The organism is Arthrobacter sp. AL05 (assembly GCF_029960715.1).
Taxonomy (GTDB): Bacteria; Actinomycetota; Actinomycetes; order Actinomycetales; family Micrococcaceae; genus Arthrobacter.
The window spans coordinates 164,759-187,954 of the sequence record NZ_JASBRC010000007.1 but is presented as its reverse complement, the minus strand read 5'-3'; the positions used below and the strand labels follow the sequence as shown (position 1 = coordinate 187,954).

The 23,196-nt window shown below is 64.2% G+C and carries 20 protein-coding genes and 1 tRNA gene; 12 read left to right on the top strand and 9 right to left on the bottom strand.

Annotation, left to right across the window (positions count from 1 at the left end):
* Positions 1 to 36: 36 nt before the first annotated feature.
* From QK287_RS11055 to QK287_RS11045, 3 genes are read right to left on the bottom strand one after another with little or no spacing between them, the layout of a single operon-like run.
* Positions 37 to 1,560, bottom strand: coding sequence for an APC family permease (locus tag QK287_RS11055; protein ID WP_282360064.1), 1,524 nt, complete (start codon positions 1,558 to 1,560; stop codon positions 37 to 39).
* A complete protein-coding gene (locus tag QK287_RS11050) occupies positions 1,557 to 2,471 on the bottom strand; it encodes a universal stress protein (protein ID WP_282360063.1) in 915 nt (304 codons plus the stop codon). Before QK287_RS11050 ends, QK287_RS11055 begins: the two co-directional genes overlap by 4 nt.
* Positions 2,472 to 2,520: 49 nt before the next feature.
* Positions 2,521 to 3,912 (bottom strand): NAD(P)/FAD-dependent oxidoreductase, encoded by a 1,392-nt coding sequence (locus tag QK287_RS11045; RefSeq protein ID WP_282360062.1) that lies wholly within the window; start codon positions 3,910 to 3,912, stop codon positions 2,521 to 2,523.
* Positions 3,913 to 4,081: 169 nt separating this feature from the next.
* Here QK287_RS11045 and QK287_RS11040 point away from each other — a divergent pair, with 169 nt between their 5' ends.
* Positions 4,082 to 4,771: a TetR/AcrR family transcriptional regulator gene (locus tag QK287_RS11040; RefSeq protein WP_282360061.1), complete on the top strand. Its 690-nt coding sequence runs from the start codon at positions 4,082 to 4,084 to the stop codon at positions 4,769 to 4,771.
* Positions 4,772 to 4,850: 79 nt separating this feature from the next.
* On the opposite strand, the gene QK287_RS11035 is transcribed toward QK287_RS11040, so the two are convergent.
* Positions 4,851 to 4,933 (bottom strand) — tRNA-Leu (locus QK287_RS11035).
* A 440-nt stretch (positions 4,934 to 5,373) separates the two neighbouring features.
* Between QK287_RS11035 and QK287_RS11030 the strand changes: the two genes are divergently transcribed.
* The 7 genes from QK287_RS11030 to pknB are packed head-to-tail and all read left to right on the top strand — an operon-like array spanning position 5,374 to position 14,956.
* Positions 5,374 to 6,114 (top strand): DUF3662 and FHA domain-containing protein, encoded by a 741-nt coding sequence (locus tag QK287_RS11030; protein ID WP_282360060.1) that lies wholly within the window; start codon positions 5,374 to 5,376, stop codon positions 6,112 to 6,114.
* Complete coding sequence (locus QK287_RS11025; protein ID WP_282360059.1) at positions 6,111 to 6,590, top strand: FHA domain-containing protein; 480 nt, start codon at positions 6,111 to 6,113, stop codon at positions 6,588 to 6,590. Before QK287_RS11030 ends, QK287_RS11025 begins: the two co-directional genes overlap by 4 nt.
* Positions 6,591 to 6,592: 2 nt before the next feature.
* Positions 6,593 to 8,254, top strand: a complete 1,662-nt coding sequence (locus QK287_RS11020; protein WP_282360058.1) for a PP2C family serine/threonine-protein phosphatase — start codon at positions 6,593 to 6,595, stop codon at positions 8,252 to 8,254.
* Positions 8,251 to 9,702 carry an FtsW/RodA/SpoVE family cell cycle protein gene (locus tag QK287_RS11015; protein ID WP_282360057.1) on the top strand — a complete coding sequence of 484 codons (1,452 nt, stop codon included), beginning with the start codon at positions 8,251 to 8,253 and terminating at the stop codon, positions 9,700 to 9,702. Before QK287_RS11020 ends, QK287_RS11015 begins: the two co-directional genes overlap by 4 nt.
* On the top strand, positions 9,699 to 11,156 hold the full coding sequence (locus QK287_RS11010) for a penicillin-binding protein 2 (protein WP_226775543.1): 1,458 nt from the start codon (positions 9,699 to 9,701) through the stop codon (positions 11,154 to 11,156). Before QK287_RS11015 ends, QK287_RS11010 begins: the two co-directional genes overlap by 4 nt.
* Positions 11,153 to 12,961, top strand: coding sequence for a protein kinase (locus QK287_RS11005; protein ID WP_226775544.1), 1,809 nt, complete (start codon positions 11,153 to 11,155; stop codon positions 12,959 to 12,961). The genes QK287_RS11010 and QK287_RS11005 overlap by 4 nt, the downstream gene beginning before the upstream one ends.
* A gap of 6 nt (positions 12,962 to 12,967) precedes the next feature.
* Entirely contained in the window at positions 12,968 to 14,956 is a 1,989-nt protein-coding gene (gene pknB / locus QK287_RS11000; protein WP_226775545.1) for a Stk1 family PASTA domain-containing Ser/Thr kinase, read from the top strand.
* Here pknB and QK287_RS10995 read toward each other — a convergent pair.
* The gene (locus QK287_RS10995) at positions 14,953 to 15,594 is read right to left on the bottom strand and encodes a gamma-glutamyl-gamma-aminobutyrate hydrolase family protein (protein WP_226775546.1); all 642 of its coding nucleotides are present in this window, start codon (positions 15,592 to 15,594) and stop codon (positions 14,953 to 14,955) included. The genes pknB and QK287_RS10995 overlap by 4 nt on opposite strands.
* Positions 15,595 to 15,764: 170 nt before the next feature.
* Positions 15,765 to 16,526 carry a class E sortase gene (locus tag QK287_RS10990; RefSeq protein ID WP_226775670.1) on the bottom strand — a complete coding sequence of 254 codons (762 nt, stop codon included), beginning with the start codon at positions 16,524 to 16,526 and terminating at the stop codon, positions 15,765 to 15,767.
* Positions 16,527 to 16,710: 184 nt separating this feature from the next.
* On the opposite strand from QK287_RS10990, the gene QK287_RS10985 reads away from it, so the two are divergent.
* Positions 16,711 to 16,965, top strand: coding sequence for a cell division protein CrgA (locus QK287_RS10985; RefSeq protein WP_226775547.1), 255 nt, complete (start codon positions 16,711 to 16,713; stop codon positions 16,963 to 16,965).
* A 120-nt stretch (positions 16,966 to 17,085) separates the two neighbouring features.
* Entirely contained in the window at positions 17,086 to 17,691 is a 606-nt protein-coding gene (locus tag QK287_RS10980) for a DNA-3-methyladenine glycosylase I (protein ID WP_226775548.1), read from the top strand.
* 894 nt (positions 17,692 to 18,585) lie between these two features.
* On the opposite strand, the gene QK287_RS10975 is transcribed toward QK287_RS10980, so the two are convergent.
* Positions 18,586 to 19,467 (bottom strand): rhomboid family intramembrane serine protease, encoded by an 882-nt coding sequence (locus QK287_RS10975; protein WP_282360056.1) that lies wholly within the window; start codon positions 19,465 to 19,467, stop codon positions 18,586 to 18,588.
* A gap of 9 nt (positions 19,468 to 19,476) precedes the next feature.
* A complete protein-coding gene (locus QK287_RS10970) occupies positions 19,477 to 20,022 on the bottom strand; it encodes a peptidylprolyl isomerase (protein ID WP_226775550.1) in 546 nt (181 codons plus the stop codon).
* Positions 20,023 to 20,178: 156 nt separating this feature from the next.
* Between QK287_RS10970 and QK287_RS10965 the strand changes: the two genes are divergently transcribed.
* Together QK287_RS10965 and QK287_RS10960 are read left to right on the top strand one after the other, a co-directional pair.
* Positions 20,179 to 21,168: a hypothetical protein gene (locus tag QK287_RS10965; protein ID WP_282360055.1), complete on the top strand. Its 990-nt coding sequence runs from the start codon at positions 20,179 to 20,181 to the stop codon at positions 21,166 to 21,168.
* 153 nt (positions 21,169 to 21,321) lie between these two features.
* On the top strand, positions 21,322 to 22,197 hold the full coding sequence (locus QK287_RS10960) for a glycosyltransferase family 2 protein (protein ID WP_226775552.1): 876 nt from the start codon (positions 21,322 to 21,324) through the stop codon (positions 22,195 to 22,197).
* A gap of 39 nt (positions 22,198 to 22,236) precedes the next feature.
* Here the strand turns inward: QK287_RS10960 and QK287_RS10955 are convergent, their stop codons facing one another.
* Positions 22,237 to 23,151, bottom strand: coding sequence for a DMT family transporter (locus QK287_RS10955; protein WP_226775553.1), 915 nt, complete (start codon positions 23,149 to 23,151; stop codon positions 22,237 to 22,239).
* Positions 23,152 to 23,196 lie beyond the last annotated feature (45 nt).

Here is a 23,196-nt window from a genome sequence, read left to right as displayed (position 1 = left end):
CCGGCAGGAGGACCTTTCCGGTGTTGACTGCCGGGCTCAGTATCCCTTGGACAGGACCTTGCCCTTGAAGAACTCCGGGCGGAGCTTGGACATAACCAGCATCAGGACCACGCCCAGCAGGATCACGCCCATGCCCAGGATGAACACGAGGCCGATTCCGCCGACCGATGAACCGGAACCGTACGCCGGGTCCATGGAGTCATACGCGGTCTTGAGGAACATCACCAGAAGGATAATTCCGCCCAGCAACGGGGAGAGGAATTTGAAGAAGAACGAGTGCGCCCCCTTGAACGCCTCGCTCCGGAAGAACCAGACGCAGGCCAGAGCCGTGATGCCGTAGTAGAAGCAGATCATCATGCCCAGGGCGGTGATGGTGTCCCACAGCGCATTCTCGGAGGTGGTCCGGGTGACCACGTAGAACGCCGCGGCCGCGATGGCGGCGGCAATCGTGGCGTAGCTCGGAGACTTGAACGTGGGACTGATCTTGCCGAATTTCGCCGGCAGCGCCTGGTAATGGCCCATCGCCAGCAGCGTTCGTGCCGGGGAAACGAACGTGGACTGCAAGGACGCAGCCGAGCTGCTCAGGATGGACAGGGACATCAGGATCGCGAACGGGCCCATCACCGGTCCGGCGAGGACAGCGAAGATACTTCCCTGGTTCTCGGGGTTTCCGGCACCCAGGCCTTCCTCTCCGACGCCGGCGAAAGACAGTGTCGCAAGGGCCACAGTCATGTAGATGATCACGATGACCAGCACTGTGACGGTGGCCGCACGGCCAGGGGTCTTCTCCGGGTTGCGGGTTTCCTCGTTCATGGTCAAGGTGACGTCCCAGCCCCAGTAGATGAAGATCGAGAGCGAGACGCCGGCGGCGAAAGCCGAGAAGGAGCCAACGGCAAACGGGTTGAACCAGTCGGGGGTGATCGCCGTGGCGTCAAAGGCTGTGCCGTTGGCGACGTGGCTGAAAGCGGCGATGGCGAACCAGCCGAGCACAAAGAGCTGGAACGCGACGAGCACGTACTGGACACCCTTCGTCGTTTCCATGCCGCGGTAAGAGATCCAGCAGGCCAGCGCGATGAACACCAGCGTGGTGGCGATGTTCACGGGCAGGTTCAGGGTCAGGTCAGCCAGATCGGGATTGCTGAACACCTGGGCCAGCATGAGGTAGAAGAAGTCAACGGCAACGGCCGCCAGGTTGGACAACACAATGATCGTCGCGGCGATCAGTCCCCAGCCGCCCATCCAACCGATCCATGGACCGAAGGCACGCGAGGCCCAGGTGAAGGACGTGCCGGCGTCGGGCATCGCGTTGTTCAGCTCCCGGTAGCCGAATGCGACGAGCAGCATCGGAAAGAACCCCACCAGGAAGATGGCCGGCAACTGCACGCCGACCTCGGCGACAGTGGGCCCGAGGGCGGCGGTCAAGGTGTAGGCCGGGGCAATACAGGAAACGCCAATAACGACGGCGCCGATCAGTCCCACCGATCCGGCTTTCAGGCCCTTGGCACTGAGTCCTGCGTGCGTATCGTGCGCGGTCTTGGCCGTCGCGTGTTCGGTGCTCATGATGGGGCCTCTCCGGAGGTGTCATTCAACGTTGAATGGTTCTGGTGCTTGAGTTCGTAGCCGCTGGGTACCACAAACATCGGCACCGGAAGGGCGCGCAGGATGCGGTTCGCTGTGCTGCCCAGAAATATGGACCGCGGGTGGGCCAGCCGGCTTGAGCCGATGACCAGGATCTCCCCGTCCTCCCAGTCGAGGCCGTCCACGGCCTCTTCGATGCTCCGGCCCTGCGCAACGACCACATCCGTGGTGGCCGAGAGCGGGTCACCGGACGGGCTGGCCGGCGCGGCGTCCGCGACAGTCTTTTCGGCGTACTCGCGGGCGGCCTTGGCCGACTCTGCCGAGTCGCCGCCGTCAAGGGCGAGTAACGACACCACCCGCAGCGGCACGGACCGGTTCGCTGCCATGCCGATGGCAAAGTCGAGCAGCTTCTCCGCCCCCGTCCGGGTGCCGAGTCCACAACTGATCCGGCCCAGGGCCTCCGTCCGGTGGTAGCCGCGGGGGGCCAAGGCCACCGGAACGGTCGATGCGTGGAGCAGCGCGCTAGCTACCGACCCGATGGTAAATCGCTTAAAAAGCCCGTTGCTGGTGGCCCCGATCACGAGGACGTCGGCCCCCAACTCCTCCGCCGCCTGGATCAGCGTTCGGGCGTCGGAATCTCCGCTGCGGATATGGGCCCGCGCCGGGACGTCCGCCGGAACGAGGGCAAGGGCCTCGTCGAGCCATTGTTGTGCCTGTTCGTTCAGCAGCGTCTCGAAACCGGCCTTGGGTGCATGGGCGGCGGCTCCCTGCTGGATTTCGGGCACCGCCAGCACCAAATCCAGGCTGGCACCGCGGCCCCGGGCCAGCGAGATGGCCAGGTTAATGGCATCGTGGCCTCTCGCATTGGCTGAATATCCCACTACATAACGCATCTGGCCGGTCCTTTCTGGAGGGTTGCGCGGGCTGGGCCGTAAAAAAGTGCTAATTGGCGGAGACAGACGCGCGGTCTGCCGCCGCGACGATCCGGGCCGCCGTGTGGCGCCCCATCCGGACTGCGCCGTCGACATGCTGGTAGCCCTCAGCGGCGAGGTCGGAGGAGGACCAGTAGATAGGACCAACGGGTGCGTGCTGGTCCTTTCCGTAGCGATGCAGTCCACCCAGGTCGTAGCTGGAAGCATAGGCGCCGCGCGTCCACTCCTCGGACCCCCAGTCCGACTCGTAGTAGACCTCCGGTTCGAGGGCTTTGTCCCCCAGGAAGCCGGCGATCGATTCGAGGATGGTGCGGCGGCGTTCCTCGGCGCTGAGCTCGAACATGGCGTCGGCCTTCTCATCCGAGATAAAGCCGACCAGGGTGCCGCGGGGGTCCTCGTGGTTGGTGTTGTCGTAGACCTCCTGGACCAGGGCGCCGGCACCGAAGCAGGTTCCGGAGAGTCCGTCCTCGCGCCAGAACGGGGTGCTGTAGACGGCATGGACCTTGATCACCAGTCCCAGCGACTGGTGCTGGTGCATCTGGTGCTGGCGGCGCGGCAGCGGCGGATTGAACGAGACCCGGGAGTACAGGTTGGGCGGGACGGCCATAATAACGAACCGCGCGTTCACGGTGGCACGGTCCGATACGGCGGTGACACGCTGCTCCCCGCCCGCGTCCGCGCTCCAGTTGACGGTGCGCACCGGGCTGTCCAATACAACGTCGTTCCCCAGTTCGGCGGCCATCAGGACCGAGACCTGCTGCATTCCCCCAACGACGCGCTTGTCGAGGATAAAGTCCTCATCGGTGAGGTGGCTGAAGGATCCTGCGGAGGCAGCCATCAGCACCGCCTGCAGGGCCGAAAAAGCGTGGGCCGGCTTGGTCAGCATGCCACCGGCAATAAAGAGGCCGATATTATTGCAGGCTTCCTCATCCGTGGAGTTCTCCCGCAGCCAGTGGTGGAAGGAGATGGTGTCCAACTCTCGGGCCTTGGGATGCGCCCACGGCTCGGTGGGGCCAATCTCGGCGGCGAGAGAGTCCAGCAGTGCCGTGAGCTTATCCATTTCGGTCGCGGTCCTCGCGCTGACCGGGAAGGTAGCCCCCGAATAGAGGGTGCGCTTACCGTCGGAGCCGATATAGACGGACTCGCCGTCGCGGTAGCGGGAATACGTTTGGAGGCCCAGCTCGTCGAGGAGAGCCAGCAGTTCGGTCTGATCCGGGGAGACCCACTGGCCACCGATTTCCAGCATGGCGCCATCGATGGTGTCGGTCCAGGTGCGGCCGCCTACGCGGTCGCGCGCTTCCAGCACGGCCACGCTTAGGCCGGCCTTTTTCAGTTCACGGGCTGCGGTCAGCCCGGCGGGCCCTGCTCCGACAATAACGACGTCGCGGTCAAGTTCCAGCATGATGTCCTCTCCGTGGCCGCGAAGTGATGCGGCCCACTAAATGAATGCCATTCATTTAGACTCGACTATAGACCCATCGGGTGCGCTAGGGAAGACCTTCACGCGAAGAAAACTCGGACGCAAAGTAAGGGCAGAATGGGAGAACCGCCCCACAGCAGAAAGGCCAGGAATGCCGGCATCAACCAGTGCCCCCGCAGAACCGCACCGCCAGGGCGCAAAACCCCGCCGCAGGGCTGGCCGGCCTGCTGCCGCCGTGCTCGATCAGGACGTCATCACCGTGGCGGCGCTTCAGCTCATCGGCAAGAGCGGCTACGGCGGATTTACCATGGCCGCATTGGCGCGGACGCTCAACGTCGCTCCGTCGGCCTTGTACAACCACGTCTCGTCCAAACAGGACGTACTGGTCCTGGTCCAGGACCATCTCACGTCCTTCGTTGACGTGTCAGCCTTCGACGCCGAACCGTGGGACAGAGCCGTCCGCAGGTGGGCCTGGAGCTACCGGAACGTTTTCTCCCAGCACACCCCCCTGATCCCGGTGATTGCAGTGCTCCCGGTCACCGACGCGCCCAAGACCCTCGCCATGTACGAGGCCGTCAGCGCCGGATTCGGCCGGGCCGGTTTCCCGCAGGAGCGGATTATTTCCGCAATTGTCGCCCTGGAATCCTTCATTTTCGGCTCGGCGTATGACGTCACTGCACCCGCGGACATTTTTGACTCCGGCCGAATGGCTGCCTCGACACCGAATTTCACGGAAGCCGTGGCTCGCCTGGCCGAGCAAGGGCACGCGAATCAGGCCGACGCCGCATTTGAGCTGGGACTCGACACGCTTGTCACCGGTTTCGGCGCGCTGCGGGTCTAGCCGTCCGGGTCCGGCCGTCCGAAGGGCCCGGGAGCGCACAAAAAAAGAACCCCGGTCCGAAGACCGGGGTTCTAGTGCGTGCGCGAGGGGGGATTTGAACCCCCACGCCCTTTCGGACACTGGCACCTGAAGCCAGCGCGTCTGCCGTTCCGCCACTCGCGCGCAACTTCTTCCACCTAATCCGGGCCCGGAATCCGGACCGCCAACCTCGTGAAAGCAGCGAGATCAAGCATAACGGACAAGAGCGGGAAAAGGCCAATCGACCCCCGGAGGGGGACCCCGGAGGAGCCGAAGGGGCCTGCTAGGGAAGACTTCAGTCACCCGCCGCACCCGGAATCCGGCTCCGGACGGCACTCGGGATGCGGCCTCCGCGGAGAAATGGAGATCTTCGTGCCGGTCGGATCAAGCAGGTGTCAGCGCACGTCAGAAGGGCTCCGAGGTATTTTCCCTGGCACGCAGCGGTGGCCCGCATTAAGGCCATTTCCAGACTCGCCCAGTAGTATCTGATTAGGAGTGCCCGTTACCAGCGGGCTCCCGCCGATGCGGGAAACCGAGTTCCGGACAGAATACTGCCCTGCAGTCGTCACGAAAGGAGAAGGACCATGGGATTGCTGGACAAAGTCGAGCGCGGCATCGAAAAGGCCGTCCGCGGGGTCTTCTCCACCGGTTCCCGCGCCCAGGTTGAGCCGGTCGAGATTGCCAGCCACCTCCGCCGCCAGGTGGACAACAAGGCCATCACCATCGCCGCCGGGCGGACCCTTGCTCCCAACGTCTTTGACGTACTCCTCAGCGACTCCGACTTCGAGCGGGCGCAGGAATGGGGCACTCCCCTTGCCGAAGAACTGTGCGATGTTGTGATCAACCACGTGCGCAGCCAGGGGTACACCCTCAAGGGCCCTGTCCGGATCAGTTTCCGCCGTGATGAGGAACGCCGCGCCGGAGCCTTCGAAATCACGTCGCGGACCGAAAAGTCCCCCTCTGCCCCGCAGCCGGCGGGGCACGGCGGCATGCCGGCCGCACCGACGCGCCAGCCCTCTCGGATGCAGCCGGTCCTGGACATCGACGGGCAGCGGTACTCGCTGAACGCCCCGTCGATCGTTTTGGGACGTTCTTCCGAAGCGGACATCCTCATCGACGACACCGGCGTTTCCCGCCGCCACTTGGAAATCCGGACGGGGCCGGGGACCGCCCAGGCAGTCGATCTGGGCTCCACCAACGGCAGCTACGTCAACGGCCACAAGGTCGTGGGGTCCTCGGAACTCACCGACGGCACCACAATCACTATGGGACGGACCAAAATCATCTTCCGCCTTTTGCCCGCCAACCCAGGTGGCCGCCGGTGAGCGAACTGACGATCACCGCCCTGCGCTTCGGTTTCCTCCTGCTCCTCTGGGTGCTGATCTTCAGCATCGTTGCCGCCATGCGTCGCGATCTTATGATCGGCCGCAAGGCAGCGGCCGGCGCCCCGACGGCGCGGCAGGTGCGGAAAAACCCGGCCCTCGCCGAGCCAGCCACCCCCGCCAAACAGCAGCCCCGCCAACTGATCGTCACGGAGGGTCCGCTCAAGGGCACAACGATCCAGTTGGCGGCAAGCCCCATCCTGCTGGGCCGGGCCCAGGAAGCCACCCTTGTGTTGGAGGATGACTATGCCTCGGGACGCCACGCGCGCTTGTTCCCGCAGGGCAGCCGCTGGTTCATTGAAGACCTTGGCTCGACAAACGGTACCTATCTGGCCGATCAGCAGCTCACCCGGGCACTGCCCGTCGAGTTGGGTGTCCCCGTGAGAATCGGCAAGACGGTCATTGAATTGAGGCCATAGCCATGGCTGCCACCGAACTTCCCGCAGGCAAGGCACCCGCCTCAAAGCGGCCACTGATCATGCGCTATGCCGCGCGTTCCGACGTCGGCAGGGTCCGCGGAAAAAACGACGACTCCGCCTACGTTGGCCGCCACCTCGCCGTCGTTGCCGACGGTATGGGCGGACACGCCGGAGGTGATGTCGCCTCGGCCGCAACGGTCCTGGACATGATCCATCTGGATAGCGACGACTACCACGGCGACGCGGGCACCATACTGGCGGACGAGATCCAGACTGCCAACTCGCTGCTCTCCGAACTCGTTCACATTGATCCCAAATTGGCCGGTATGGGCACCACCGTCACTGCCCTCCTGCTGGCTGAAGGCAAACTCCACTTCGCCCACATTGGCGACTCACGCGCCTACCGGCTTCGAAACGGTGAGTACGAGCAGGTAAGTGTGGACCACACCTTCGTCCAGCGCCTCATCGACGAAGGTCGGCTCCGGCCCGAAGAGGCCGAAACCCATCCGCATAAAAATGTCCTGATGCGCGTCCTCGGTGACGTCGACGCGAGCCCGGAGCTGGACCTGGACACCCTCGAAGTGGAGCCGGGCGAACGCTGGCTGCTCTGCTCAGACGGATTGAATTACGTGGCCGGCCACGTCGTGGAACGCACGGTCCGGGAGACCCGGGATCTGCGTGAATGCGCCGAACTGTTGGTCGATCTCACGCTCGAAGCAGGCGCCCCGGACAATGTGACGGTCGTGATGCTGGAGATCGTCGAACAGACCGCCGACGACGTACGGACGGCCGCCGTCGATGTTGTTCCGGCTCCAGCGAGCCCGATCGTGGCCTCCGGCGGGTCCGAAAGGGCCGGGCAGGCCACCGGGAGCACCGTCGGCGCAGCGGCCAAATCCGCGGCCTCGTCAACGGGTACCCCGAAGGACCCCGACGGGGCACCGAGCCCAGCAGAGAGGGTCAGGCCGCAGGAAGAGCCGGAAAACTCCACCGATCCGCACTTGGGTGAGCACCTTTCCGCGGAGGTCCTCCGCGAGGAACTCTCCGGCCGGCCGCACGAGCTTGTGGGGGCAGCAGCCACCGCCGCCGAATCCGGCTCCATTCCCACCATCGCCGGGCGCACCATGGCGCGCCGGGCCGCGACCGTCCTGACCCACAAGTCGGAACAGGCCAAAGAAGAAGCCGACGAGTTCAGCCCGGACGGAGGGCCGCGCCGCTGGGTGACGATCGCAATCGCCGCCGCCATCCTGGCAGTGCTCGCCGTCGGTCTGTGGCTGGGCTACGCCTGGACCCAGACCCGGTACTACATCGGCGAGCAGGACCAGCATGTAGCCATCTTCAACGGGGTCTCCCAACGCCTGGGACCCATCCAGTTATCCAGGCTCGAAACGGTGACCGAGGTCAGGATGTCGGATCTGCCGGAATTCTCCCAGCAGCGGGTGCGACAGACTGTGCCTGCCAGGGATCTCTACGATGCCCAGCGGATCGTCAAAAACCTGGAGCGCACCGGAACCACAGCCCCCGCAGACGAGTGCATCACGCCATCTCCGGCGCCGGCTAGCCCAGATGCATCATCGGCTCCGGGAAATACCGCGAGTCCGGGCGGGGCCGGCAGCGCCACGCCAGCACCGTCGTCGACCGCTCCGAGCTGTGAGGGTGCCAAATGACACCGATAGAGTCCACGCCAAAGCCCCGGCGGAATGTTGAACTGGTCCTGCTTGTCCTGGCCCTCGCCGTCGGCATCGGCGCCAACGTACTGGTCGGCGCAGACCAGCAGAAGGCATTTGACACGGAGTTCTGGTTCCAGTCCAGCCTGTTTGCGGCCGCTGCCTTCGTATTCCACATCGTGCTGCGCCTCCGCGCGAAATATGCCGATCCGGTTATTCTTCCGCTGGTGATCGCCCTGAATGGACTCGGTCTCGCCATGATCCACCGACTCGACAGGGTCGGGGAAGACACTGGAAACAACCAGCTGCGCTGGACGCTGGTGGCCATGGCAGTTTCGATCGCCGTCATTTGGTTCCTCAAGGACCATCGGGTCCTTCGCCGTTTCACCTACATCTCGCTTGCCGTCAGCGCGCTCCTGTTGGTCCTTCCGCTTCTTCCCGGAGTCTCGGCCGGTGAAATCCTGGGCGCCCGGGTGTGGATCAGATTTGGCTCGATGACCTTCCAGCCCGGTGAAATAGCGAAGATCACGCTGGCAATATTCTTTGCAGGGTACCTTTCCTCCAACCGGGATCTCATCCTGTTGGCCGGCCGGAAAGTCGGCCCCATCCAATTCCCCAGATTCAAGGACATGGGCCCCATGCTGGCGGCCTGGCTCGTGAGCATCGGCGTGCTGATCTTTCAGCGGGACCTGGGATCCTCAGTCCTGTTCTTCGGGCTTTTCCTCGTGATGATCTATGTCGCCACGAGCCGTATCAGCTGGGTGATCATCGGGATCGGGCTGCTCACTGCCGGCGGGTTTGTGGCGTCCCGGGTCTTCTCGCACGTGGCCCTGCGGATCGACGGCTGGGTCAACGCCTTCACAGACGAGGTCTACGGCCGCGAGTTTGGCGGCAGCCTGCAAATCGTTGAGGGCTTGTTCGGTATGGCCAACGGCGGCCTGGTGGGCACCGGCCTCGGCCAGGGACGCCCCAATCTTGTCCCATTCGCCAACAGCGACATGATTATCGCGTCCTTCGGTGAGGAACTGGGACTCATCGGCCTGTTCGCGATCGTGCTGATGTACCTGTTGCTCTTCACCCGCGGCTTCCGCGCTGCGCTGGGGACGAGGGACGCGTTCGGGAAGCTGCTGGCCACCGGACTGTCCTTCGCGATTGCACTGCAGTGCTTCGTCGTCATTGGCGGCGTCACACGGCTCATTCCCCTCACCGGCCTCACCACGCCCTTCCTGGCCGCCGGCGGCTCTTCCCTGCTGGCCAACTGGATCATCGTTGGACTGTTGCTGATGATCTCGCACACGGCACGCGGCCCGGTCGATACGACCCCGCTGGCCCCCGGCGAACAACCCGACCAACAGAAAGTCACCCCTGCCATGCCTTCGAAGCCGGCCGCCGCGCCCGGTACCGGACGGACCAGCCCGGACACACCGACCGCGGCGGTGAAGCTGTGAACCAAGCCATCCGCAGCTCCTGGATCGCGGCGATCGCGATGTTCGTCCTGATCTTCGGCGCCCTCAGCTACGTCCAGGTCGTCGGCGCGGACGAATTGCAGGCCAATGCGTGGAACAAACGCACCCTGCTCCAGAATTACTGCAACGACCGCGGCGCCATCATCGTGGGCGGCACCCCGGTGGCGGAGTCAGTCGAGACGGCGGGGAGCTGCAAATTCCAGCGCACCTACACCCAACCGCCGCAGTATGCCGGCATCACCGGTTACTTCTCCAGGAGCTTCGGCGTGACCGGGTTGGAAAAAACGATGAACAAAGAGCTTGCTGGAAGCTCGGACCAGCAGTTCCTGGACCGTGTCGGCCAACTGTTCCTGGGCAACCAGCCCAAGGGCGCCTCCGTTGAGCTCACACTGGATCCCGCCATCCAAAAGCTCGCCTACGACCTCATTCCGGACGGACAGCGCGGCTCGATTGTGGTGACCAATCCGAAAACCGGCGCGATCATAGCGATGGTTTCCAAACCCTCCTACGACCCGAACCTGATCGCCACCCAGGATCCGGCAGCCGAGGCAGCCAATTTGGCCGAGCTGAACAAGGTCCCCGGGATCAACTTGAACCAGAACGTCAGCGGTCCCACCGGGGCCTTGCTGGCACCGGGCTCGGTGTTCAAAATCGTTGACACGGCGGCTGCCCTGAACTCGGGAAAATACAATAAGGACAGCATTCTGCCGAATCCGGCTGAGATGTCCTTTCCCGGCATCCAGTACAAGTTGCCCAACTACGCCGGCGGCAACTGCTACTCCCGCGACACGGCCACGTTTGCCTTCGCACTGCAGCAGTCCTGCAACACCCCGTTCGCCAAGATCGCCCTGGACCTGGGCCAGCAAGCCATTGTCGACCAGGCCGAAAAATTCGGTTTCGGGCAGGAATTTGGCGACCAGCTGAAGCTGGACTCCGCCCCCAGCTTCTTCCCCGTGGAAAAACTGGATGACGCCAGCCTCGCGCAGTCGTCGATTGGCCAGCGGGACGTCCGGGCGACTCCGCTTCAGATCAACCAGATGACAGCGGCGATCGCGAACGGCGGGGTACAGATGCAACCAAACCTCATCAAGGCCTTGCGTTCCCCGGACCTGCGGCCATTGAGCGAGCCGAAACCCCAGGTGCTGCGCACCTCCACCTCATCGGAGATTGCCCGGCAGATCAATGAGTGGATGGTCAGTGTCGTCAGCGACGGCATTGCCCGCGCGGCCGCCGTGCCCGGAGTCCAGGTGGCCGGCAAGACCGGTACCGCTGAGCTTGGCAACGGCCTGAACAATTCATGGTTTACCGGGTTTGCCCCGGCGAATGACCCGCAGGTGGCTGTCACTATCGTGATGGAAGGCGTAGACATCACCACCGGCGCACAGCTAACCAGTCCGAATGCGAAGAAGATCTTTGAGGCGGTGTTGAATAAGTGAGGCCTTCATCAGGAATCACCCTCGGCGGCAGATTTCAGCTGACGACGCGTATTGCGATCGGCGGCATGGGAGAAGTCTGGAAAGCCAAAGATCTGATCCTTGGCCGCATCGTCGCTATCAAGGTGCTCAAGGAGGAGTACACCGGGGACCCCGGTTTCCTCCAGCGCTTCCGGGCCGAGGCCCGGCACACGGCGCTGCTGAACCACGTGGGCATCGCCAACGTCTTTGACTACGGCGAGGAAGAAGGCTCCGCCTACCTCGTGATGGAGCTCGTTCCGGGCCAACCGCTGAGCAGCATCATTGAACACGAACAGGTGCTTTCCCCGGACCGCACCCTTTCCATGATTGCCCAGACGGCCCGCGCCCTCTCGATGGCGCACACCCAGGGCCTGGTGCACCGCGATATCAAGCCGGGCAACCTGCTCATCACCCCGGACGGGCGCGTAAAGGTCACGGACTTTGGCATCGCTCGGCTGGCAGACCAGGTCCCGCTCACCCAGACCGGACAGGTGATGGGAACGGCCCAGTATCTGGCCCCCGAGCAGGCTACCGGCCAACTCGCGACCGGAGCCTCGGACATCTATGCCCTCGGCGTGATCGGCTACGAGTGCCTCACCGGCCGCCGCCCGTTCTCCGGCGAATCACAGATCGCCATCGCACTGGCCCAGGTCAATGATGCGCCGCCGCCGCTTCCGGAGACCTTGCCGAAGCCGGTCCGCGCGCTGCTGATGTCGATGCTGGCCAAGGACCCCAAGAACCGTCCCGCCGACGCGCTCAAGCTGTCGGAGGCTGCCGAAGCCATCCGCAACGGCGACATTTCCGCAGCTCACGCCGCGGTTCCCGGCATGCTCCTCTTCGAGGCGGCGACCGGCCCGATCACCGCCCCGGTAGACGTCCCCACAGCAGCTACGGGTGTCATCGGCGCGGCTGACCGAACGACGTCGGCCACCTCGGCACTGCCGGTAGTCGGCGCCGCCGCAGCCGGTGCCGCAGCTGGGTTTGCTGCCGGATCCGACGCCGCCGGGGCCCGAAGCACACTCTCACGCGCCGATGCTCTCGCCGCGGAACGCACCTGGGACCAGGAGGACGACGACTACGACGATCCCGTCGATGAACCGGGGCACCGCGGACGCAGCCCCTGGACCTGGCCGCTGGTGGCGCTGATCCTGCTCGTGCTGTTCGCCTTGGTGGGCGTGGTATTGACCCAGGCCGGGATCCTGTTCCCGAAGACGCCGGCGAGCAGCAGCGCGGCGGTCACCACCAGCAGCAGCGCGCAGCCGAGCAGCTCCAGCGCGTCACCCACATCCTCAAGCGCGAGCCCCACCAGCAGCCCCGCGACGCCTACAAAGTCGACTCCGGCCGGGATCAACCTCATTCCGGAAAGCTATCTCGGCCGCCCCTTTAACCAGGTCCGCAGCGAACTCATCGGACTGGGCCTTGTGGTGACCGGAGCCGAGGTATTTGACGATTCCACCCCCGGAACGGTGGTCCAAATAGACCCGGCCGGACGGGTCCAATCGGGCACAACCATAACAGTGAGCTACTCCAAGGGCCCGGCGCCCGCCACGGTCCCGACGCTGCAGCCCGGTGCCAGCGAAGCCGCCGTGCAGCAGGCCATCGAAAGTGCGGGCCTGCGTTGGGCCAAGGGGGCTGACCTCGCTCCGGCCACCAAGACGCAGGCTCCCGGCACTTTCGTCAGCTCCGAGCCCGCCTCCGGCGCCAGCGTCCCCGCCGGCTCACTTGTGACCTACCACCTGGCCAAAGCAGCGCCCGCGGCAGCTACCCCAAGTCCGACGGGAACGTAGGCCATCATGTCCACTTCACCCCGCACCCCATCGCACCGGGAGGACCGCGGCCCCGTCAACACGCAGCGCGTCCTCAGCGGGCGCTATGAGCTGGGTGAACTGATCGGCCGCGGCGGCATGGCCGACGTTTTCCGCGGCGTGGACACCCGATTGGGACGCACCGTCGCGGTCAAACTGCTTCGCCCCGACCTTGCCCGGGACCCTCAGTTCCAGGCCAGGTTCAAACGCGAAGCGCAGGCGGTGGCCGCGTTAAACCATCCCTCAATCGTGGCCATCTACGACACCGGGGACCACTCCGTCCCCGGCGACCACGAGGACACTGTCCGGGTGCCGTACATCGTGATGGAGTTCGTTTCCGGAAAAACGATCCGGGACCTCATCCGGTCCAAGGACGTCGGAATCGACCAGGCGATTGACTTCACCCTGGGGGTGCTCGCCGCCCTGGACTACAGCCACAAGGCCGGAATTGTGCACCGCGACATCAAACCGGCCAATGTGATGTACTGCCCGGAGTCCAACAGCGTCAAAGTGATGGATTTCGGGATTGCCCGCGCCATGGCGGACTCGGCAGCGACCATGACGCAAACACAGGCCGTCGTGGGGACCGCACAGTACCTTTCCCCGGAACAGGCACGCGGCGAGACCGTTGATGCCCGCAGCGATCTCTACTCTGCCGGCTGCCTGCTCTATGAGATGCTCGCCGGCCGGCCCCCTTTCATCGGCGACAGCCCCGTTTCTGTTGCCTACCAGCATGTGCGGGAGATTCCGGAACTGGCCAGCAGCCTGAATCCTGATGTCTCCGAGGCACTGGACAGCGTACTGATGAAGGCACTGCAAAAGAACCGGGCGGACCGCTTCCAGGATGCCGCAGCCTTCCGCCGTGCCCTCCGGGCTGCCCGGAGCGGAGTTGGGGTCACCGCACCGCCGGCAAGCGAAGCGCCCACCAATCCCAATGACACCATTCCGACGCCGGACAACGCTCCGACGGCTGCCTTCTCGGTGACCGGAGCGAGGTTCCTGGACGACTCCCATACCGGCAGGCTCCGGCCCGCCCTGGAATCGCCCGCATATGATGACGGCGCTCCGATGGCACCCGGTGTTAGCTATGGCGCCGCGGACACCGGCAGTTTGCCGCTGGTCCTTCCCCCCGAGCGGGAGCACACCCGGCACCAGAAGTCGCGCCGCCGGACGTGGATCACGGCTTTGGTGATCGTCACCGTCCTGGTACTCGCGGGAGGTGGCCTGTGGCTGTACAACCTGATGAACCAGGCTCCGCCGCCCGTCGCCAAGGTCCTGGTGCCGTCGGTTACCTCGCTGACCGAAACTGAGGCCCTCCAGAAGCTGTACAACGCCGGGCTGAAACCCCAGCTGGAACACATGCAGAACGAGACCGTCACCAAGGGAATTGCCATCGGCACCGTTCCGGCTGTCGGCAGCCCCCTGGATCCGAACTCAGATATCACCCTCAACATCTCCGAAGGCCCCAGCGTTATCACCATCCCCGCTGACCTGCCCGGACGCACGGAGGCCGCCGCCCGCGACGTGCTGCGCCAGAAAGGACTCGCCGGTGCCCCCGGCACCACCATGGCCAACAGTCCCACCGTGCCGTCAGGGCTCGTGATCACCACAAATCCTGCGCCCGGACAGAATGTGGCCGCCGGCAGCACTGTGGAAATTATCGTCTCCACCGGCAAGGTTGTGGTTCCCCAACTGGTCGGACTTCCCCGGGCCGAGGCGGAGGCGGCGCTCAAGGCGCTCGGCCTGGCCATGAGCGCCACGGAAGTCGAAAACTCCCAGGTTGAACCGGGAAAGATCACTGCACAGGCCGACCCGGCGGACGCCCTCGTGGAACAGGGGAAAACGGTCACCGTTACCGTCGCCAAGGCTCCCGCGCCCCCGCCCGCGCCGTCGCCAAGCCCCACTCCCACGCCTACCCCCAAGGCAACCAAGAGCACCAAGGAAAGCGGGGCGTCCCTGCGCGGGTTTTCCGCCTAGTGTTTGATCAGCGGGCTTAGCGCCGAAGCCCGCTGGGCGGCGCCGGCCATCCCAAGGGATTCAAGCCAGTTCCCGAGCATTCGGTAGCCGCCTTCGGTGAGCACGGACTCGGGGTGGAATTGCACTCCACACAGGGGCGCGGTGCGGTGTTGCAGCCCCATAACAACGCCCGTCCCCGTTTCCGCCGTGATCTCCAGGACCTCGGGTATGCTCTCCCGGACGGCGGCGAGGGAGTGGTATCGGGTCGCCGTGAAAGGCGACGGCAGACCCTCGAACACTCCGCCGCCGTGGTGTTCCACGAGGGACGTTTTGCCGTGCATAAGTTCCGGGGCGTGGGTGACAGTTCCCCCGTAGGCCTCGGCCAGTGCCTGGTGGCCCAAGCAGACCCCAAGCATGGCTTTGTTGTGGCTTCCGCACCACTTGATCAGTTCGATGCAGACTCCCGCACCGGCAGGGTTTCCGGGTCCCGGCGAGATGAGGACGCCCTCACGTGCCTCCGCGAGATCGATCGCCTCAGCCAAGGTGACATCGTCGTTGCGGACCACTGTCGTCTCCGCACCGAGTTCCTGGAGGTAACCCACCAGGGTGTAAACAAAGCTGTCATAGTTATCGACGACGAGAATCTTGGTTGTACTCATGGGTGCCTTGCTGAACCAATCGTTGAATCAGTGAACTGGGTGAATTGTGCCATCCAGGGAAAAAGGAACTGAACCATCATTACCAGCACGCCGGCGACCAACACCAGCGCAGTCGTAATGCGGAGCCAGCGGGGGCCCGGCAAATGCCGGAAGATCCAGGCGTACACTCCTCAGTCCTCCCCGGCGGCACGCTGGACCTGGCCGGCGATCTCAGCCGGTGGAGGACCGGCCGATGCCGGTTGCCAGCGCTCAAGCACCGAGTAGGCGATGACCCGTTCCTGGGAGCCGAACCGGGGATTGCAACTTGTCATCGTCAGGTAGCGTTCCGTGGCTGCGGCGTCGGGTTGTGCGGGCACCGGCAGCAGGACGTCCGTCCTGGCAGGGAGGACGACCTCGCTGTTCCGGAAGCTGTACACGTAGTAGCCGTCCCTGGTCTGAATGTAGATCCGGTCCCCGGGGACCAGCTCATCGATGTTATCCAGAACGGCCCCATGGGTCTGCCGGTGGCCGGCGACCGCGACGTTTCCCACCGCGCCAGGCATGGCCGTGCCTTCGTAGTGGCCGATTCCGAGGGCATCCAGAATTGCCGGAGAGGTACCCTGGACCAGGGGTCTGGCATAGTCAGCGCCGAACCGGGGAATGTAGACAACGCCGAGAGTGGTACCGGTGGCAGGCTCCGCGGCGACAGTCGGCCGGCCGTCGACGACGGCGGGCGCCGCTACCGCCGCGGCCGGGTCCGCCAGATTCCGGCTGAACTCCCTGACCATCTCACGCTGCCGGGCATCCGCTGCCATGTTGGTCCCCCACAGCTGCCAGAGGACAAACAGGAAGACGATGAAACCCGCGGTGACGAGCAACTCGCCCAGGACCAGGACAGTCCGGCGGAATGTTCGGGGGCCGCGGGTGAAACGGCGTGCGGCGCTGTCCTGCAGTTGCAGCACGTGGCTTCTCCTCCCGGACGTTCGCGGCGGACACCGCCGCGGTGTTAACTACAGCTAGAATTGGGTCCGAATACGACCACAAACATGACCAAAAGCGCGCTGACCGCCGGTGCATTCCTCCTTGCAGGATATCAAGCCGGGGTCCCGCTTTTGTTCCAGCCGCCCAGGAGGACCCGTGCCCGAGTCAAAACGCCGCAAGCGCACAATCGAGGCAACGCCACAGACTTCCGCCGCGCAGGCCAACAAACCCAACCCGGTCTGGTTTAAGCCCGTAATGTTTGGCCTGATGATCCTCGGCCTCCTGTGGATCATCACTTTCTACATCAGCGAAGGCACACTTCCCGTGGCCGCCTGGGGATCAGGGAACATTATGGCTGGTTTCGGAATCGCCATCGCCGGCTTCCTAATGACCACCCGCTGGCGGTCCTAAGCCCGTCGCAACGACCGAAAGACCGGTACACCCCGTGTGCCGGTCTTTTGCGCAATTTGTCCCGGCAGCCCACGGGCCCGTCAGCCTGGAGCGGAGAATAGTGCGAGTGAGGAAACCCGGATGGTACGGGACGTAGCCGGCCCGATCCTCGGGGAGGACGGCCTCGCCAGGCCGCCCTGGGCGGCCGTGGATCCGATGCTGCGCGAGTACTACGACACGGAGTGGGGACTTCCGGTGCGGGACGAACAGGGACTGTTCGAACGCATCAGCCTGGAGGCGTTCCAGGCCGGACTGTCCTGGGCCACGATCCTCCGCAAGCGTCCGGCGTTCCGGGCCGCCTTCGGGAATTTCCGCCCCGAGACGGTAGCGGCCTTCACCGAAGCGGATGTTCAGCGTCTCCTCCTGGACGCCGGAATCGTCCGCAACCGGCTGAAGATCCGGGCAGCGGTCACCAACGCCCAAGCCACTATCGCCCTGCGGGCCGACGGCGGGCTGGTCGACTTCGTGTGGTCCTTCCAACCCGCCTCTACACCCCTGCCGAGAACGCATGCGGACATCCCCACAACGTCGACGGAGTCCATCGCCCTGTCCACAGCATTGCGCAAGCGTGGTTTCGCCTTTGTCGGCCCCACCACCATGTACGCCTTGATGGAAGCCATCGGAATGGTTGATACGCATCTGATGGACAGCCACCGTCGGGGAAGCTCGGGCATCTGGCCGCGCTAAGGACAGCAGGCTGTGAACAAGTATGGTTTAAGTTATCCACAGTGTGGATAACTTCTGGCAGTCTTTGGCTCTCGTCGCCGCCTTCCCCGCGGATGCTGGCCTTTAGGGGCCTCGTCCGGCGAGGGATACGCACACTCTGACAGTCCCGGTAGTTATTAACAGTGTGGATTGCCTGTGGATAAGTATTCGGTCCGGCACGCTCTTCGTCGCAGTGGGACTATTAGCCGGGAAATGACCGGCAAAAGGGCTCAACCGTGCCCCTTCTCACGAGTTATCCACTTAATAACAACCCAGTACCCACAACTTATCCACAGTTGGGGATAAGTTGGCCCGTCGGGTCCCGCTAGAGGCGCTCCAACGCACTGTGGGGCCGATCCTGGCTACCTTACTTGGAGCGACAAGTTATTAACACTGTGCAAAAACTTGTTGAAATCAACGTCGAGACGGCCACCTGACCGGAGTTTGCCATCCGTACCGGGCACCGATCGTCACTTCTTTGGCATCTGCACCGGATCGAACCCCAGCAGGACCCGGGTTGTCCACTTAACCACAGCCCTCCCCACCGCGGTTATCCACAATTGTGGAAATCGCTTGGCGCCGCTTCGCAAGATCCCCCGGTGTGGCCGTCAGATCCATGGTGGGCTGATGAACTACACGTGTGTAAGTTACCAACAGTGTGGATAACCCCTGTGGAGAACTACTGCGGGATACTGTCGCCAGGCCTGCCGGGCCCAGCCAGACAAGGAGTGGCAACACAAAAAACGCGCCCGTCAGGGCGCGTTGGCTAAAACGGCGTTTACGCTCCAAAAAAGGCCGCGGGAAGCCGGGAGTGGAATCCCTGGGAACAGAGTCCGCCGCAGGCAGGGTGGGGAGGCATCACCGGCCAGCCGGGCCTCAGGCGGTGGCAACCCTGAAAACGGAGATGCCGACAAGCAAGGCCAGGACCAGGACCAGGCCGCCTGCCTGCATGAGTCCCTGGCGCGGTCCGCGCGGGGTGTAGGCAACAACGGCTGCGCACAGGGCACCGGTTACCGCCCCGCCCAGGTGGGCCTGCCAGGCAATCGTCGGGACCAGGAAACCGATAACACCATTAATCAGGATAAGCACCCAGAGTTGCCTGGTATCGCCGCCGCGGCGGCGTTGGACCACAAGCATGGCGCCAAAAAGTCCAAAAATGGCACCCGAGGCGCCCACGACGCCGCTGAGCGGTTGGCCCGGGACGTATCCGGGGGTCAGCACGAGGTAGCCGACCGAGCCGCCGAAGGCGGACAACAAATAGACGGCAAGGAAGCGGATCCGACCCAGCAGGGGCTCGAGCGCCTGACCAAACACCCAGAGCATATACATGTTCAGCACAATGTGCAGGATAAAGCCCTGGGAATGGAGGAAGGCGGACGTCACCATGCGCCAGGGTTCGAAGACCCCATACTCCGGGGTGGCATAAACCGTAGCGAACGCGAAGTTCTGGTAGATGCCGTCATTGGGCACCAGCCACTGGAGAACATAGACCAGGACACAGAGGCCGATGAGGGTAAGCGTGGCCACAGGTTTGCCTGTGGTCACCGCGCCGCCATAGACCGTCCGGATATCCGGCGTCGTACGTTTTGTTTCGTTGACACAGTCAACACATTGGAATCCGACGGCGGCCGCCCGCTGGCAGTCGGGGCAGGCGGGGCGCCCACAACGCTGGCAACGCACGTAGGCGGCCCGTTCCGGGTGCCTGGGGCACACCGGGATCTGCGCGGACGGCTCCGCCGCCGGAATTCCGTAGCTCATAAGCCGGGCTTAGAGCTTCACTACATCAATGCTGTTGATGGTGACGTCCTCGACCGGACGGTCGCCCATTCCGGTGCGGACACCTTCAATGGCGTCAACAACCTTCTTGGACTCGTCGTCGGCCACCTCGCCGAAGATGCTGTGTTTGCCCTGCAGCCAGCCGGTGGGGATGGTTGTGATAAAGAACTGCGAACCGTTGGTACCGCGGCCCATCTGGATGCCGGCGTTCGCCATGGCCAGTTTGTAGGGCTCGTTGAACGTCAGCTCCGGGTGGATTTCATCATCGAACTTATAGCCGGGTCCGCCAACACCACGGCCCAGGGGATCGCCCGCCTGGATCATAAAGTCCTTGATGATGCGGTGGAAGATAGTGCCGTCATACAGGGGCGTCCCCGTCTTGTCATCGCCCGATTCCGGGTGCGTCCAGGCCTTCTCGCCGGTCGCCAGGCCGACGAAGTTTTCGACGGTTTTGGGAGCATGGTTGCCGAAGAGATTAACAACGACGTCGCCCAGGCTCGTGTGGATAGTTGCTTTTGCAGTTGCGATGGCAGTCATGGCCCCTATTCTTCCACGAACGACCCCTGCGGGCGGGGCGGGTGCGCCAGTTCCGCGCTGGGTGAAATCCGCCCGGAATCGGCCTGAAGAATAGCCGGTGGGGTCCCGGACACGTAGGCTAACTCCAGAACCGTCACATTTAATCGGGAGGTAGTTGTGAAGAAAACGGATCGAATTGCCCGTGAGCTGGAGCATTCAGTCAGCACCGGGGTCGAGAATGCCAAGGAATGGGCGACCCCAAGGGTTGAAGCGGCAGTCAGCTGGGCCGTTCCGCGCCTGCAGCATGGCTTGGATTCAGCTTCCCCCAAGATCCAGGAGGGGCTCAAGTCGGCGGCCCACAATCTCGCCGACGGCGTTGCGACGGTGACCCCGCGCCTGCAGGACGGGCTTGCCAATCTCGCGCCGCGGATCAATGACGCTGTTGAGGGAGCAACCCCCCGCCTGCAGGAGGCGCTGGACAAGGCAACTCCGGTCCTCGCCAACGCCCGCGACCGGGTTGTCGCGGACTATCTGCCGAAACTCTCGGATCAGCTCGGCCAGGCCTCCGACGCCGTACACCGATCACTCCAGAACGCGCCGGCCCATGTCGATGCAGTTGCCCAGCGCCTCGGCGACGCGGGGATCATCCACTCCGTCCAGGAGCAGGCCAAGACTGCTGGGACGCACGTCAAGGTCGCTGCCAAGAAGGCCGGCCACGCCGTTGGCGTCGAGGTGGCCAAACCGCAGAAACCCAAGCACCGCGGGCTGCTGATCTTCGGCGTCATCGCGGCCGCTGCCGCGGCCGGTGTGGCCGCGTGGAAGGCTTCCAGGCCGGTCGAAGATCCCTGGCAGACGCCTGCGCCGGTCACCCCCGCTCCCGTGCCGGCCACTACGGTCAACGACGTCAAGAATTCCGCCAAGGAAGCCGCGGGCCAGGCTGGCGCAGCAACGGTTGACGCTGCAGACGCTGCCGCCGACGCCACATCAGATGCTGCCAAGTCCACCGGTGACGCCGCGGACAAAGCCAAGCATGCCGCCACGGTCGTCGCGGACGCTGCCGAGGACGTCAAGGACACCTCAGCCAAGGTCGCCACGGACGCGAAGACCGCAGTCCGAAACATCGCTGCGAGCCGCAACAACGGCACGGACAAGAATGCCGGCAGCTAAGCAGGCCTAGGGCCGTCACCAGGCGGTCGTTGAGGGAAGGACTCCGCCGCGGGCGGGGTCCTTCCCTTCTTTTCGCACGATGTTTACCAGTTCGTGGCCCGGCATTGCCCGGCACCGGGCTGGAAAGACCGCAGTGGTGCTAAATTGGGGGGAATGTCACCCGAAAAATCCTCTGAGGATGCCTTAGACGATGCTGTCCAGACGCCCGACGTCTCGATCGTGATTCCGGCCTACAACGAGGAAAGTGTGATCCGGCAGTGCCTGATTGCTGCCGTGTACCAGTCCGTTCCGGCACACGAGATCATTGTGGTCGACAACATGTCAACGGACCGTACAGGTGAAATCGTCCGGCAAATGCAGTTGGAGTACCCGGAGAGCCCCATCATCCTGCTCAGCCAGGACCGGGACCAGGGACTGATCCCGACCCGCAACTTCGGCCTGGACCGCGCCACCGGAGACATCCTGGGCCGGATCGACGCCGACTCGGTCCTCGAACCCGACTGGGTCGAACAGGTGCAGAAGGCTTTCCGGGACAAGGCGGTGCACGCCGCGACCGGACCGGTGGTCTATTACGACATGCCGATGCGTCGTTTTGGCCTGAAAGCAGACGACAAAATGCGACAACTGATGCTCAGGCTGGCCAAGCATCAGTACCACTTCCTCTTTGGGTCAAATATGGCCCTCCGCCGCTCAGCCTGGGAAATAATCCGGAGCGAGACGTGCCGGGATGAGAAGGACGAGATGCACGAGGACATCGATTTGTCCCTGCACCTGGCCGACCATGAACTCCGGATCCAATACTGGCCACAGATGGTCTCGGGGATGTCCGCGCGCCGGCTGGAAGACTCGCCCCGCGACTACCGTTACTACGTGACGCGTTTCGACCGCACGTACAAGGCCCACAACGTCAAGAAGATGGCGCTCAAGGCCCCCATGGTCGTTTTCTTCTCCGTCTACTTTCCTGCCAAGCTGCTCCGCGCCATCCACACTGTCAACACCGCCCAGCCTGGCCGCCGCGGCGGCCAGTAACACCCGGCGCTGCGACGCGGGGCCGCTGTCCCGCCGTTGTCAGTCCGTCCCCAGTTCCGCCAGCGGAGCCCCGGCACCCTGCACCGAGCGGGAACCACGCTGGCCCAGGACCACCACGCCAAGACCCACCAGGATCAACGCCAAACCTGCGTAGGTTCCGGCCGGCAGGGTCTCGGACAGAAACGCCGCAGCCAGCAGCGCGGCTCCAGGAATCTCCAGCAGGATGATCATCGAGACCAGCAGCGGACTCATGGTGGCCAGCAGGTGATTGAAGGCGGTGTGGCCGATGAGCTGTGCGCAGACTGTGATGGCCAGGATGCCGAGCCAGCCGGTTGTTTCGAAGCCGGCCAGCGGTTGCTGCGAGAACAGCGCCAGCAGCGCAACGACGGCCGCACACATCCCGTAGCACAGCGTGGTGTAGACGCCCGTCCCCAGGCTCTGGCGCGCCTTGCCGCCGGCCATGGTATAGATTCCCGCCAGGGCGCCGCCTACCACCGCCAGGAGGTCGCCCAGCAGGGCACCCTGGGAAGCTCCCATGTCGAATCCCGTGATGGCAATAACCCCAACAAACGCGAGGCCCAGGCCGGCCAGGACGGGCCAGCGGTGCCGGACGCCGCGGAAGAGTTGGAAGATGGCTATCCAGCCGGACTGCAGGCAGACGAGGGCAGTGGCTGCCGCGACCGAGGTCAACTGCAAAGAGGTAATAAAGCACGCAAAGTGCAGCGCCAGGGCAACTGCAGCCGCCAGTGACCAACGGAACTCGCTGCCGGTGACCCTGCCGAACTGACGCGGGCCCCGGACCAGGACGGGGCCGGCCATCACAACCGACCCGATGGCATTGCGCCAAAAGGCGATCGCCAGTGCGCTGACCGACGTGGCCCCCAGCGTCGCTGCTATAAGCGGCCCGGAGGAAGCCACGCCAAGGACGCCCAGGGCGGCTAGGAAGAAGTTCACGGTCTAAGAGTAATGGGCGCGGAAACGCTGCACTTAACCGTATGC

What these genes read in the sequence shown, in the direction of transcription:
- QK287_RS10980 (WP_226775548.1), top strand. Translation starts at nt 17,086, where the DNA reads ATGGTACGGGACGTAGCCGGCCCGATCCTCGGGGAGGACGGCCTCGCC.
- QK287_RS10995 (WP_226775546.1), bottom strand. Translation starts at nt 15,594, where the DNA reads ATGAGTACAACCAAGATTCTCGTCGTCGATAACTATGACAGCTTTGTT.
- QK287_RS11015 (WP_282360057.1), top strand. Translation starts at nt 8,251, where the DNA reads ATGACACCGATAGAGTCCACGCCAAAGCCCCGGCGGAATGTTGAACTG.
- QK287_RS11045 (WP_282360062.1), bottom strand. Translation starts at nt 3,912, where the DNA reads ATGCTGGAACTTGACCGCGACGTCGTTATTGTCGGAGCAGGGCCCGCC.
- QK287_RS10975 (WP_282360056.1), bottom strand. Translation starts at nt 19,467, where the DNA reads ATGAGCTACGGAATTCCGGCGGCGGAGCCGTCCGCGCAGATCCCGGTG.
- QK287_RS11040 (WP_282360061.1), top strand. Translation starts at nt 4,082, where the DNA reads ATGCCGGCATCAACCAGTGCCCCCGCAGAACCGCACCGCCAGGGCGCA.
- QK287_RS11055 (WP_282360064.1), bottom strand. Translation starts at nt 1,560, where the DNA reads ATGAGCACCGAACACGCGACGGCCAAGACCGCGCACGATACGCACGCA.
- QK287_RS11050 (WP_282360063.1), bottom strand. Translation starts at nt 2,471, where the DNA reads ATGCGTTATGTAGTGGGATATTCAGCCAATGCGAGAGGCCACGATGCC.
- pknB (WP_226775545.1), top strand. Translation starts at nt 12,968, where the DNA reads ATGTCCACTTCACCCCGCACCCCATCGCACCGGGAGGACCGCGGCCCC.
- QK287_RS10960 (WP_226775552.1), top strand. Translation starts at nt 21,322, where the DNA reads ATGTCACCCGAAAAATCCTCTGAGGATGCCTTAGACGATGCTGTCCAG.
- QK287_RS11030 (WP_282360060.1), top strand. Translation starts at nt 5,374, where the DNA reads ATGGGATTGCTGGACAAAGTCGAGCGCGGCATCGAAAAGGCCGTCCGC.
- QK287_RS11020 (WP_282360058.1), top strand. Translation starts at nt 6,593, where the DNA reads ATGGCTGCCACCGAACTTCCCGCAGGCAAGGCACCCGCCTCAAAGCGG.
- QK287_RS10970 (WP_226775550.1), bottom strand. Translation starts at nt 20,022, where the DNA reads ATGACTGCCATCGCAACTGCAAAAGCAACTATCCACACGAGCCTGGGC.